Source organism: Deinococcus aquaedulcis (assembly GCF_019693445.1).
Taxonomy (GTDB): Bacteria; Deinococcota; Deinococci; order Deinococcales; family Deinococcaceae; genus Deinococcus; species Deinococcus aquaedulcis.
The window spans coordinates 1-13,191 of sequence record NZ_JAHRBL010000040.1 but is presented as its reverse complement, the minus strand read 5'-3'; the positions used below and the strand labels follow the sequence as shown (position 1 = coordinate 13,191).

At 65.6% G+C, this 13,191-nt stretch carries 10 protein-coding genes; 3 read left to right on the top strand and 7 right to left on the bottom strand.

The annotated features are described in order from the left end of the window. Positions 1–499: 499 nt before the first annotated feature. The 5 genes from KMW22_RS18985 to rlmN form a co-directional block, all read right to left on the bottom strand. Entirely contained in the window at positions 500–2,437 is a 1,938-nt protein-coding gene (locus KMW22_RS18985; RefSeq protein ID WP_221091594.1) for a hypothetical protein, read from the bottom strand. Further along, positions 2,434–3,132: a redox-sensing transcriptional repressor Rex gene (locus KMW22_RS18980; RefSeq protein ID WP_221091593.1), complete on the bottom strand. Its 699-nt coding sequence runs from the start codon at positions 3,130–3,132 to the stop codon at positions 2,434–2,436. Before KMW22_RS18980 ends, KMW22_RS18985 begins: the two co-directional genes overlap by 4 nt. Position 3,133: 1 nt before the next feature. Continuing rightward, on the bottom strand, positions 3,134–4,204 hold the full coding sequence (locus tag KMW22_RS18975) for an SPOR domain-containing protein (RefSeq protein ID WP_221091592.1): 1,071 nt from the start codon (positions 4,202–4,204) through the stop codon (positions 3,134–3,136). Beyond that, entirely contained in the window at positions 4,201–5,820 is a 1,620-nt protein-coding gene (locus KMW22_RS18970) for a tetratricopeptide repeat protein (protein ID WP_221091591.1), read from the bottom strand. The genes KMW22_RS18975 and KMW22_RS18970 overlap by 4 nt, the downstream gene beginning before the upstream one ends. A gap of 77 nt (positions 5,821–5,897) precedes the next feature. Beyond that, complete coding sequence (gene rlmN / locus KMW22_RS18965) at positions 5,898–6,929, bottom strand: 23S rRNA (adenine(2503)-C(2))-methyltransferase RlmN (RefSeq protein WP_221091590.1); 1,032 nt, start codon at positions 6,927–6,929, stop codon at positions 5,898–5,900. A gap of 188 nt (positions 6,930–7,117) precedes the next feature. Between rlmN and KMW22_RS19510 the strand changes: the two genes are divergently transcribed. Then, positions 7,118–8,080 carry a hypothetical protein gene (locus tag KMW22_RS19510; protein WP_235693142.1) on the top strand — a complete coding sequence of 321 codons (963 nt, stop codon included), beginning with the start codon at positions 7,118–7,120 and terminating at the stop codon, positions 8,078–8,080. Between the two features lie 332 nt (positions 8,081–8,412). On the opposite strand, the gene KMW22_RS18955 is transcribed toward KMW22_RS19510, so the two are convergent. Together KMW22_RS18955 and lysS are read right to left on the bottom strand one after the other, a co-directional pair. Further along, positions 8,413–9,240 (bottom strand): PhzF family phenazine biosynthesis protein, encoded by an 828-nt coding sequence (locus KMW22_RS18955; protein ID WP_221091589.1) that lies wholly within the window; start codon positions 9,238–9,240, stop codon positions 8,413–8,415. Positions 9,241–10,039: 799 nt separating this feature from the next. Next, on the bottom strand, positions 10,040–11,218 hold the full coding sequence (lysS, locus tag KMW22_RS18950; protein ID WP_221091588.1) for a homocitrate synthase: 1,179 nt from the start codon (positions 11,216–11,218) through the stop codon (positions 10,040–10,042). 169 nt (positions 11,219–11,387) lie between these two features. On the opposite strand from lysS, the gene KMW22_RS18945 reads away from it, so the two are divergent. Both KMW22_RS18945 and KMW22_RS18940 read left to right on the top strand, forming a co-directional pair. Next, entirely contained in the window at positions 11,388–12,794 is a 1,407-nt protein-coding gene (locus KMW22_RS18945; RefSeq protein WP_221091587.1) for an MATE family efflux transporter, read from the top strand. Between the two features lie 38 nt (positions 12,795–12,832). Beyond that, positions 12,833–13,084 carry a hypothetical protein gene (locus tag KMW22_RS18940; RefSeq protein WP_221091586.1) on the top strand — a complete coding sequence of 84 codons (252 nt, stop codon included), beginning with the start codon at positions 12,833–12,835 and terminating at the stop codon, positions 13,082–13,084. The last annotated feature ends 107 nt before the right edge of the window (positions 13,085–13,191 follow it).

The following is a 13,191-nucleotide window of genomic DNA, read 5'->3' as shown; positions in this document are numbered from 1 at the left end:
GATGGCCAGAAATGCATCTGCCAGAATGCGAACGCGCTCCCCCGGAATCTGTGACATAGACACTCCCAGAGTCTCCCGGCTGGGAGCGCTCTCCTGCTGTTATGCAGGTGCAACTCCTGAGATGGCCCTAATGCGAATGCTGATTTTCCAGCAAGTCATTAGGCCTAGTGGAAAAAGCAGAGCTTTAATACTCGTGCATACTCGAAACAAATGTATCTTTGCCGATGGTGGCGAACAAAGGCCTTACGGTATGAGTGATTCAAGAGATGCGGCATGATGTGAAATCGTCTATGTGAAATTTTCTTAATAGTTGACTTTGTTTAAATAGAAGTTTGAGCATTATTTGAATTTGATTATCGGATAGGCATATCGATAAGAGAAGATTGCGATGCCCCGAAGGAATTTTCCTTCGGGGCATCGCGATTTTCAAGTCATCTCTGGTCTATATTCCAGTTTTTAGATAAACACGTTCAAGATTAGCTAGGACGAAGTGATACGATCAGGGGTTGCGAATGACTGTGACGATATCGCCGGCTACAGTCGTCACGATTCCAGTGACCATGTCTTGAATGACCCAAACGATTTGATACGTTCCTGGGTTCCCGAAGGAATAGGTCAGATTGGTGCTTCCCGTGACAGAGCTATTGACAGAAACGGTCTTCTGAACACCATCTTGGTAGACGACAGCAGCCACCCGGCTGCGGTTGGGGATATTGCTGAGGGTCCAAGTTCCAGAGGTGTAATTCAGTTCCCCGGGCAAAGGATTGGGTGTCGCAGGATTTGTTGAGGTGCTTTCGGTGTAACGGGGACGCTCCAAACGAGTTTGCGCCCGGTTGATCGTGATGGGGATGCACTGAATGTTACGGTTGCCTTCGACATCAACAGTGGTGACACGCAGATCGTAGCGCTCGTTGGTGTTGTTGTCAGGCACATAAGCAGAACCGTCAATATCCATGCTGGGCAGGAAAATGTCGCCCATTACAACAGGAGGGTTAAAGCCCCTGTTAAGCATGAGGACATCGACGGGACTCCGGCCGGCCACAGGTTGGCTCTCCTGGCACTGGGTGGTGCCGTTGAGCGCGAGCGGCTTGGTGGCGTCGAAAGGCCCGACGACGCGTGCTTCGACCACGTTGACGCCAGTGTTGTCGCTTACAGTGACAAGAATGCCCGATTCACTGTCCAGTCGGCCTGGCTGGCGCGCATCAGTAATGGCCGGGAAACGAATACTGGCCGCAGGTGGCAGCCCGCTGACGGTATTTGCTGTGAAGCGGCTGGAGGTTTCGAGATTGCGCGTGATGTTGGCGCCGTTCGGGTCAACCCGGACTCGCGTCCGCACCCGGATGTTGTAGGTATCCGCAGGAAGACCTGCGATATCGAACATCGTATTGCAGGTCAGCGAATCTGCTGTTCCCACACAGTCGCTGCTATTGGTCGCCATTGTCTTTTGCAAGACCACCGTTCCACGGAAATCAAGGACATCAACCTGAATCGTCTGAGGATCAATCGTGTAGTCGGCGCTGCGTTTGGTCAGGGTAATGCGCACAGGCAAGCTGGGCGTGTTCACAAGGGCACCATCAGTTGGTGCGGCCACAGAGAGCTCGGGGCTGGTGAGGTTCTGAACCTGCACCGTCTTTTCGGCGCTGGTGCCAGTCAGGCCGCTCTTAGTGTAAGCAATCACCTTCAGCTTCAACGGCCCATTGGCGAACCGCGTGGTGTCCACGCTGAATGTGGCGCGTGCCTGGGTTGTGGTGTAGGTGGAGTTGTCCACCACATTGTTGCCGTCCGTCACCTGGAGCACCACACGCTCAATCTCGCTGGCCGCGTCGAAATTGCCCGAGACATTGACATTGATGTTGCCCGCGTATGGTCCGGTGCCCACCACCTCCAGGACAGGCGTCGGGGACTGTTCCGCAGGTTTTCCGCCGCCGCCGCCGTTGCCGGTGCTGGACGTGAAAGTAAAGGGCAGCGCGTTCTGCGTGCTATTAAACTGCACGCTGACTGGCAGATTGGCGGCACTGGGATTGGCGCTCAGCACCTTGCCAAACAACTCAGCATCCGAAATGCTGCGGCTGACAGTGCGGTCGGCAAATGTGGTGTTCGGATCGTTGAAGGCACATGACGCAGCGGGGTTGGCGGCCGAAGCGGGGCAACTCAGCCCTGCTGGCAGCGTGAAAGCCGCGATATTCACTGTCTCTGTTTTGGTCGCGTTGGAAGCGGGATCGGTCCAGGTCAGGGTGGCTGAATTAATCGTGACTTCGCGGGCCCCGGCTTTGTTGGTGAAGGTATACGTGGTGCTGCCGGCCAGCTGACCCTCAGTGGCTGTGACTGTGGTCTTGCCGGACGAGGCGGTAACGGAGCCGGAACCGGTGCCTGGGGTAGCAGGGGGATTACACGACGCAATGAGCAGGGGCAGAGTCAGAAGGGCGGCTTTCTTCATGCGGGTTCCTCCGGAGCGGGGGCATCTTTGAGGTGGGGATTTAAAATATAGAAGGCAAGGCGCTTCATACCGGCGAGAAAATCGACATTTTCCACAATGACACCACGCCACTCGTCACTGATGTCTTGCAAACCCGGGCGCTCGGCGGCGCGCGGCTGAATGACGGTGGGTGCAAAGTTCAGAATGCCTTTCACGCCGGCATCCACCAGGGCCTGAGCAGCGTCCTGGGCGCGCTCGGGGGGCACGGCCAGAAAGCCCATATCCACGGCGTTCAGGCGGGTAAAGTCCGTCAGGTCGTTCATGTGGGCGACCGTGAGGCCTCGCACCTGCTGGCCGACCACCCCGGGGCTCACGTCGAACAAGCCCACATACTGAAACTGGTAATCGCTGGCGCCAGGATAATTGGCAATCGCCTGCCCCAGCCGCCCCATCCCCACGATCACCACGTTCCAGGACCGGTTGAGGCCCAGCACGCGCACCAGCTCGCGTTTCAGGATGGGCACGGTGTAGCCCATACCGCGTGTGCCGAACCGGCCAAAGTACGCCAGATCCTTGCGAACCTGAAAGGCGCTCACGCCAGCCCGCTCGGCCAGATCGTTGCTGCTGGTGCGGCTCACGTCCTGGAGTTCGAGGTGTTCCAGAATCCGCAAGTAGGTGACCAAGCGGCTGATGGCGGCGGTGGGAACCTCAGCCACTTCAGCGCACCCGGAAGTGGTCGAGACCGTTTTCGCTGAGGCGGCCCTCGGTGCGCGTCAGGGCGTCGGCAGTGTAGGGGCCCACCAGCACGGTGACCTTGCGGCCTTCAGGAGCATTCACCGTGGGAGCATAGCCCAGATCACGCAGCTGCTGCACCAGGTTTTGCGCGCTCTCCACCCGGTCGAACGCGCCCACCTGTAGGTACACCGGGCCGTCGGGGGCAGGAGCGGCTTCAGCCGGGGCCGGCGCGCTCGCCTCTGTGGGGGCTGTGGACGCGGCGTCTGTGTCCTGCCCGGCCGAGCTGGGCGCCGCCACATTTGGCTGGGTGGTCTCGGCGGCGCCGCCGCTCAGGCTGCGGCCACGCGGGGGGTATAGCACGGCGGCTGGGTAAGCCCGCTGCACATCGGCCAGGGCCTGCCGGGCACTGGTTTCGTCGGCAAAGGGCCCCAGCTGGGCCACCACCTGCGAGCCCAGGTCAATGGGATACACCGTGTAGCCCAGGGCGCTCACCCCGGCCGCCGCACGGCGGGCACCGTCCTCGCTGCCAAACGTCCCCAGGCTGATGCGGTAGTCGCTGCGCAGGGGCACGCGCTGCTCGGTGGTCGCCACGGCGCCGCCGGTGCGGGGGGTGGCCGCTGGCGTCTGCTCGGTGGCTGGTGTCGCTTCGTCCGGGGTGCCTTCTGAGGTGGCTTCGGTCGCCGACTCCTCCGTTTTAGGACCAGCCGCCTGCGCCGCAGCGGCCTGCAGGGCCGGGTCTGGGGCCCCAATGGGGGCTGCGGCGATCACTGGGGCCTCGGTGGCGGCGGGGTCAGCGGTTTCCGTGGCGGGGGTGGTCTGGGCCGGGGGCGTCACCGCGCTGGCCGCCGCGCCTTCGCCCGCTGGAGCGGCGCTGCCCGGGGCACTGGGAATGGCGGGGGTGGTTTCAGGGGTGGCCGCACTCTGGGGGGCCGGGGCAGAATTGCCGCGCAGCAGCACGGTGCCAAAGCCGCCCAGCAGCGCCAGCACCAGCGCGCCGATCATCAGGTCAGGCCAGCGGCGGGCCCGCGCGGGGCCCTGGGCCGGGCGGCTCACCTGAGGGCCCCCTGCGCCTTGCTGTTGCCCAGGGCCGCCGCCGTGCGCAGCGAGGTGCGGGCGTCGGCTTCACGCGACTGGGCCCGCTGGGCCAGCCCCAGCAGGTACCACGCTTCGGCGTTCTTGGGGTCATCGGTCACAAGGCCGCGCAGGATGGCCTCGGCTTCGGGGTAACGGGCGCTGGCCAGCAGGGCGCTGGCGAGGTTCACGCGCGCAGTCACCGTGGGGCTGAGCTTCACGCTCTCGCCCAGGGCGCTGGCGGCGCCCTCGTAATCCTTCTGGGCGTAGGCGGTCAGGCCCAGCCACAGGGCGGTGTCGGCGCTGGGGGCGCGCGTCTGGCTGGAGCGCAGTGCGGTACGGGCCTGGGCGTACTGCCCCTGGCGGTAGGCCGCCACCCCCTGCACAAACAGGGCGCGCGCCAGCGTGGCGTCATCCGGGCGCAGCGTCAGGGCCAGGGCGGCGTCACGGGCGGCCTCGGCGTTCTGGTTCAGGGTCAGGCGCACGCCGGCCAGCGCGGCGCGGTAGGCGGCGTTCTGGGGGGCGATCTTCACGGCGTTCTGCAGCGCGGTCAGGGCGCCGGGGCGGTCGCCACGCGCGGCGCGCAGTTCGCCTTCCAGGGCGAAGGCGGCGGCATTGCGGCTGTCCTCGCGCGCCGCGTCGCGGGCGGCAAACACGGCCGCGCGGGTGTCCCCCGACGCTGCCAGAATGCGGGCCTTGCGCAGCAGCAGCGCCGAGCGGTCACCGCCGTTCTGCACCCGGCCGGCCGCTGCGTCCAGTTCCCGGATCGCCCGGTCAGGCAGGTTCTGGGCCACGTAGATGTCGGCCAGCAAGAGCGCGGCGTCCACCCGGGCGGGGGCCGCCTGGATCAGCGCGTACAGGCCCGGCAGCGCCGCCGACCCCTGCCCGCTGAGGGTGCGGGCCTGCGCCAGCCGGAACTGCACGTCCTGGTCCTTGGGGTCAATCACGGCAATGGCGGCCAGGGTGGTGCTCAGGGCGGCAAAGTCGGCCTTGCGGGTCTGCTCGGCGGCCAGGGCTTCAAGAACCTGACGCTGCGCCGCCGGGCCCGCCTGGTCTTTCATCAGGGTGGCAGCCTCGGTAAAGAGGGTCAGGGCCTGCTCGTGGTTGCCGCCACGCGCGGCGATCACGCCCAGGTTGTAGGGGCCTTCAAAGCGCCCTGGTGCTAGGGCCCGGAACTGCTGCAGCTCAAAGGTGGCGCCGCGCTCGTCGTTCAGGGCAAACAGGGTCAGGGCCAGCCCGAAGTGCGGCTCGGGGTTGGTGTAGTTCTGGGCGATGATGCCCTCAAAGAGGGTGCGGGCCTGGGCATAGCTGCCGGCCTGGAAAGCGGCGCGGGCCTGGGTCAGCTGCGCCTGCTGCTCGGCGGTCAGGGGCGTGACCGGCACCGCCGGCGCCGTCTGTCCCGGCGCCCCCGCGCCGGGCGTCTGAAGATTCTGCGCGCTCTGGAGCGCCCCCTGCGCGCCCGGCGTGCCCGCCGACTGCAGGGTGTTCTGTACGCCGATGGTGCTGACCGTCTCGATCATCGTCTGGGCGGCCCCCGACGTGGCGAGAGCCAGCGTGAGCCCCAGCAGAACCGCTTTCGTGTGTTGCGTCACCTTCATGGCCTCCTGATGTGCGGAAAACGCCCGTAGCCTAGCATTAACGTCTCTCGGAACCCTTACTCATCTCTGAGGGAACTTCAGGCCGCGCCCGTGACCGCCTGAGGCCGTTTCAGCGCCAGCTGGCCGCAGGCTGCGCCGGCATCCCGCCCCCGTGAGCGGCGCACACTGACGTCCACGCCCCGGGCATGCAGGATGTCGTAGAAGGTCTGAATCTGTTCCTCGGTGCTGCTTTCAAAGCCGGAGCCGGCCCAGGGATTCATGGGAATCAGGTTCACGTGGCTGACGAGGCCGCGCAGCAACTCGGCCAGCAGTTCGGCCTGCCAGGCGTGGTCGTTCACGCCACGCAGCATGGTGTATTCCATGGTGATGCGCCGCCCCGTGACCGCCTGATAGTCGTGGGCGGCGGCCATGATCTCCTCGATGGAATTCACGTGTCCGGTGGGAATGATTCGTCGCCGGGTTTCTTCGTCCGGGGCGTGCAGGCTGATCGCCAGCTTGATGCCCAGGTCGTCCTCGGCGGCCAGGCGGCGGATGCCTTTGGCGATCCCCACCGTCGAGAGGGTCACGCGGCGCTTGCTCATGCCCAGCGCCTGGGGGTGCAACAGGATCCGTGCGGCCAGCATGGTGTGGTCGTAGTTCAGCATGGCCTCGCCCATCCCCATGAACACGAGGTTGCGGATCTCGCGCGGGGCGATGCCCTCGCCGCCGGCCACCGCCAGCACCTGCGCCACGATCTCGCCCGGGGTAAGGTTGCGGCCAAAGCCCATAGCCCCGGTGGCGCAGAACGCGCACTTGGCCGGGCAGCCCACCATGGTGGACACGCAGATGGTCTTGCGGTCCAGGTACGGCATGTACACGGCTTCCATCTGGCGGCCGTCTTGCAGGGTAAACAGGTACTTCACGCTGCCGTCAGTGCTGCGCACGGTTTCGATGAGTTTGAAAGGGTTAAGGTGGTACTTTTCGGCCAGTTCCGTGCGAAGGGCAGCTGGCAGGTTCGTCATGGCCTCGAAGGTGCCCACGCCCTGCCCGAAGACCCAGTCGAGCAACTGCCGGCGCCGGAATCCCTCCAGGGGATAGGCGTCGGGGTGAAGGTCAAGCAGAAACTCCATGTGACCAAGTGTACGGTGGCCGCAGGTGGGAATTCCGTGAAGTCCTGCGGAGAAAGAGGCGGTGGGGGCGTGTACGCTTCCTCTCCTCAGGGCCGAACGGTGAAAAGGGTGAAGTGGGGAGGGCGCCAATACCTGGCGCGGGCCGCAAGTTCGCTCGCATCCCGTTCAGGCAGCGCCTACAGTGCAGTATGACCTTTTCTTTTCGGGCATTCTCTCTGGGTCTTCTTCTGGCGGGCAGCGCGCTGGCCCAACCTGCCGGGTCAGACCTGTTCTCGCGCCTGACGGAAGGCGAGCGCGCCCTGCTGCTGGCCACCGCCGGCGTCAGCGCGGCCGACGCTTTCCGGCCTGGGCAGCTTCCGAGCACGCTGCCCTTCCGGCTGCCGACCCTGCCTGGGCAGACGCTGGTGGGTTCGGTGGTCAAGCCCGAAACCACGCTGGTGGTGGTTCGCAGCACAGCCACGCCCGAAGCGGCGCAGCTGGCGGCCAATAAAGCCCTGGCGGTGGAAGGGTGGCGTGACCAGTACGATGACCCCTCTGAAGGGGAACGGATCTTCGCCTTCAGCACACCCGCAGGGGAAACAACGGTCATCAAGAGCCAGTGCAAACCAGGGGTCCCTGGGTCCCTGGCGGTGTCGGCGAGTGCGGTGCCTGGGGGCAGTCAGGTGGTCTACAGCGTCTACACCTTCGCGGGTATGAGTGCACTCTGCCCGGCCAGCCTGGAGTGGAACGATCCGGCTTATCAGAACTACTTCTCGCCGGGCCGGGGCGTGCCGTCCCGCCATCCCCTCGCGGCGCTGCGGGCCACCGGCATGGTGCTGCCCTCGCTGCCCGCACCCGCTGGCGCCCGCGTGAGCCCAGGCGGCAGCAGCTACAGCGATTCTTCGTATGCCACCTACGCCACAGTTCGCACAGCGCAGGCGCCCGTCACGGTCTTGGACCATTACCTGGGCGCACTCCGGGCCCAGGGCTGGACCACGGCCGCACCGAAACGCAGCGCTGAGGGGCTGTGGACGGTGGCGCTCACGGCGCGCCAAGGTGGACAGGAGCGCCGCGCCACGCTCTCGGTGATGCCGCGCACCGAACCCGCCACCCCAGGCGGGGCGGGCCTGAACCGCGTGGACGTGCGGTTTGCCGTGGGTGACACCTTCTGAACCCACGCTGAGGCTGTGAGGAACAGGAGGTCAAGGGTCTTTCGCGGCCTCGCTGGATGAATGAACCTCTGGCGCTGTCGGGCTTGGTGGCAATGACGAGCAGGACAAAGCGATAAAGACAGCCCGCTTCGGTGCAGGTGGGCTGTTTTACTGGCGTGCTGCGAGCGGCTTGCCTTGTCCGCCATGCAGAGCAGTGATGGGCAAATAAATGGCGGTCAGAACAGTTTCTACGACCGTTCGCGTCGGTGCTGACGGCAGGGGCTATGCGCTCTGGCTGAAGGGCTATGGCTTTTCCCCGTGACATGTGCAGGGGAGGCGTGCAAAACATCTTGCTACAACCCCTCAGCCCGGCCCCCCACCCAGACCTCCGTGCCGCTGGTCGTCGCCGCGAACTGGGCGCTCAGGCGGGCCGGCTGGCCGGGTTTGCACTGGGCCGCGCGCAGCAAGTTGGTGTCGGGGGGGAGCCGCCCCTCGCGCGCCAGAACCCCGGTCAGGCAGGCCAGCATGTTGCTGCTGGCGGCGTCCTCGGAGAAGCCTTTCAGGGGGCCAAAGGCGCGAAAGCTGACCTGGGCCCGGCCTGGCCCGCCCGGCGCAAACAGCACCAGCCCGGTGGTGCCTGTGGCGAGGTTCACAGCAGCCACGTGGTGGTCATCCGGGACAAAGGTGCTCAGAGCCGACAGGCTGGGGAGACCCACCACCAGATTGGGGCGCCCGGTGCTGGCGACCCAGGCGTCCAGGCCAGCCAGGCCCAGCGGGGTAAGGTCGGCGGTCACGGGGGTGGCGGCCACCTCGCCCTGGCGCAGCAGCCACTCGCCGCCGCACAGCTGTGCGCTTTGCTCCTCGGCACCCGGGCCTGCCCCTTGCACCACGGTCAGCAGGTCGCTCAGGGGGGACCGGGCGTGCAGGGCGCTCAACGCGGCCAGGGCGGCGCTGTCTGAACTGCCTTTCTCCTGCGTGGGCGTGAAAACGCGCAGGTGGACCAGGGCGAGGTCGGCCGCCTCCACGAAGACGCTCAGGGGCGCGCCACTGTGGCCCGCAGCGGTCTGGGGATCCGCCACCGGGGACAGAAACACAGCGACCCGTTTGCCGCCCTGGCCGCTGGGTTCGGCGAAGACGCGGCAGAGCGTGGGGGACTCGGACAAGGGCTGGGGGACAGTCATGGCCTGATTTTTGCGGAAACGGCCCGCTGCATGGCGCGCAGGTCTTGACGGGTGCCGTAGGCCTGCACGCAGAGCGCCGCTGGCCGGCGCAGTTGCAGCACTCGGCTGGCTGGGCGCGAATCGACCTGGAGGGGAAAGGTCGCGCGGTCATCCGGCGGCCATGTCGGCGGAAATAGTTCTTCTCCGCTTCAGCGGGTTAGGGCGGCCTGGGTGAGCATCCAGGTCGGGTGGGGCTGGAAGTAGGGGTTTTGCCAGTGTCACGCCGCCTTTGGGGAGGGTGCGGGGCCAAGTCATAGGGCGTTGGTTGTAGCTCTGTTTCGTAGGCCCCACCCCCCAGCCCCCTACCCCAGAGGGGCAGGGGGAGCAGCGCTGCGCTGGGCAAGAGTTTCTACTGACGTTGGCTGTGGTTGCTCGACCAAGTGACGTGTCCGGCCTCGACGCCATCCTTCGCCCCAGCGTAATGGCCCGCGCCCTTCGGGCACGACGGCCTCGTCTGGACCTGGGCTGTACGGGGGCAAGGGGTCTTGGTGCGGCCCAGGAGGTTCTACTTTCAAAAGCTCAGACGTGGTGTGGGGGGGCTTGTTCTGCTCTTGTCCCGCCTCACTTGGGGTCACGCCCGGCCGCGCGGCGCTGGCATATCCCTTCTGGCTCATACGGGCTGAACATGACTGGCTTCTCTTCTGATCGCTTGCTGTGTTGCCCTCTCCCCTGGTGGGAGAGGGAAGGAGGAGCGGAGCGACGGAAGGGTGAGAGGGCCACCGGGTGGCTTGGCCGGGTGTGGCATCACTTCAGTCCCGTATCAGGCGCTGACCCATTCCCTCAGGACGTGTTCCAGGTGCTCGTCGTCCAGTTCGCCGTGTTCGGCCAGCGCCTTGATATGGTCGGTGACCCGGCGCAGCGCGTCCTCACCGTAGTGCAGGCCCAGTTCACGGGCTTTGTAGGCGATCGCGTGCTTGCCCGTCACCTTGCTGGCCGCCTGAATGCGCCGCCCCACGCCGAACACGCCGGGCGGAATGGCCTCGTAGGCGCCGGGGTTCAGATAGATGGCTTTCAGGTGCATGCCCGCCTTGTGGTTGTAGGCGAACTCACCGGTCAGGTAGTTATTCCACGGAATCGGCAGGCCCACCATCCGCGCGATCATGGCGTCCAGTTCAGGCAGCAGGTCCAGGTTGTACTTGTCGATCAGGCCCTGGGGATCAAAGGTGAACATGCGGGCCAGAAAGCCCCCCAGCGGCGTGATCCCGTTGCGCTCGCCAATGCCCAGGATGGTGGTGTCAATGTGCGTGGCCCCGGCTTCCACGGCCTCGTAGGCGTTGCTGACCGCGCAGCCGGTGTCGTTGTGGCCGTGGAATTCAATGCCGCAGTCCGGGTGAATCACCTTGCGCACCTCGCGCACCAGCGTGTACACCTGCCGGGGCGTGGCGACCCCCACGGTGTCGGCCAAGCCCACCCGGTGCACGCCCAGGTCGGACACGGCGCGGTAGACCGCCATCAGGTCGGCTTCCTCGGAGCGGAAGGTGTCCTCGGCGGAAAAGCGGATTTGCAGCGCGGGGTGGTTGGTCTTGATCCAGCTGATGACCTCCTGCGCCGCCTCAATAATCTGGGCAATGTTCTTGCCGTGACTGAATTCGCGCAGGAACGAACTGGTGCCAAACAGCAGGTCCAGGCCGTCCACGCCGGTATCCACAGCGCGCTGCACATCGTCCATGTGGCAGCGCACATGGGTCAGGAATTTGGCCTTCAGACCCAGGCCCGTCAGCTTGCGGATGTCGGCGTGGGTCTGGGCACTCACCATCGGCGTGGTGACCTCGATGAACTCCACGCCGAAGGCGTCCAGCGCGCGGGCGATCTCGACCTTGTCGTCGGTTTTGAAGTTGCCGCGCGCAAACTGCTCGCCTTCGCGCAGGGTGGAATCAATGATAGCCCAGCCCGTGGCGGGAATCAGGGGGGCGGGGGCGGCGCTGGAATCAGGGGTCATGGCAGAAGGGGCCTCGCTTCCGGCATTCTGGCGGCTCTCCTGATGAGTGTCAAGAAAACGCCGTCAATATCTTTCAAATGCAAGGCAAAGGTGGCGACTCCACGCCCCTGCCGGTCAATGTGCCATTTGGCTGACCAGCCCCGGGCGAGCGCGGTGTAAGGTGGGCGGCATGTCTGCCGGAGCCGCCCTGAATCCGTCCCCTTCTGAATCGATCAAGAGCCCGGCGCGGCAGATCGCTGACCTCGCCATTCCTGTCAGTCTGGAGATGGTCATTCAGCTGGTGTTGACCTTCGTGAACCAGGTCATCGTGGGCGCGCTGGGGGCCGTCGCGGTGGCAGCGGTGGGACTGGCGGGCAGCCTCAGCTTTCTGTTCTTTGTCACGCTGGGCGCCCTGGGCAGCAGCACCAGCATTCTGGTGGCCCGCCGCTGGGGGGCCGGCGACCGCCCTGGGGTCAACCAGACCCTGACGCTGAGCGTATTGACCGGCGCCTTGCTGGCGCTGCTGCTGACCGTGCCGGTGGTGGGACTGGCCGAGCCCCTGCTGCGCCTTGCCGGTGGGGAAGAGGCCGTGACCCTGGCCGCCACGCCCTATATGCAGGTGGCCATGCTGGCGCTGATTCCAGGCAGCCTCGCCTGGATTTTCAGCGGGGCCCTGCGCTCATTGGGGCACGCCCGCACGCCGCTGGTGGCCACCGTGATCACGGTGATCGTAGAAAGTCTGGTGGCCTACGGGCTGGTGTTCGGCGTGGGGCCGTTGCCCAAGCTGGGCGTGGTGGGCGCGGCGTGGGCGCTGGTGGTGGCCAACGTGCTGAAGGTGGCGCTGCTGGCCTATCAGATTTACGGCCCCCGGCATCTGGCGGCCCTGGCCCTGCCCGCGCGTGCGGCATGGCGCACCATTACGGGCCCGCTGCTGAGCATCAGCGCGCCGCTGGCCTTTACCGAATTTGCCTGGAGCCTGGGGGGTTTTCTGTACGCCGCCGTGTTTGCCCGGGTGGGCACCGAGGCGCTGGCGGCCAGCCAGATTGTGGGCACGCTGGAGGGCATTTTTATCGTGGGCTCGTTCGGCCTGATGAGCGCGGCCACCGTGTTTACCAGCCGCGCCCTGGGGGCGGGCGACGCGGCGGGCGCGCGCCTGTGGCTGGGCCGCATTGGCCGCGCGGGCCTGCTGACGGGCGCCGGCTTTGGCCTGCTGTTCGCTCTCAGCGCCCTGCTGGTGCCCCCCCTCTTTCCCCGCGTGGGCGCCGAGGTGCACCACATTGCCCTGGTCGGCGTGCTGATCAGTGCGGTAACCCAGGTGGCCAAGGTGCGCAACATGATTATCGGCGGCGGGGTGCTGCCGGGCGCCGCCGATGGCCGGGGCGTGATTCTGGGCGACGTGGTGGGCGCCTTTGTGGTGGGGCTGCCGCTGGCAATCTGGTTGGGGCTGTTCACGCCGCTGGGCGTGTGGGGTGTGTTTCTGGGCCGCAGCGCCGAGGAACTGGTGAAAGTGGCGATCTTTGAATGGCGCCTGCGCCGCGTGAACTGGGAGCGGCTGGCGCAGGAACAGATGGGGAAAGAGACCGTGGCCGCCCACTGAGCGCGATCCACCACCTGGGCACCCGCTAAGCTCAGGCAGTGAGGTTCACGCCGGAAGAGCAGCGACTCCTGGGCCAGTCGTGTTACGGCGATCCCCGGCTGGCACACTGGCTGCTGGCCATGCTTCAGCTCGGGCCGGGCGAGTATGGATTCTCTACGCGGAGCGGGTTCTTCGCCGAGGAAGAGGTGCCGCTGTACGAACGGGTCTGGCGTCAGATCTGGCATCAGGGCACGGTCTACCCGGCGACCCTGGTGGCTGTGCCCGTCTGGTGCGAGGTGATACAAATTTGAAGTATAGTTAGTGTATCAAAGCGATCATTCCTCTGAAGCACTTAGATGAAGACGAACTGCTGCGTCGTCAACGCCAAGCCTCAACCGCCGACGAGCGTGATCGTTGG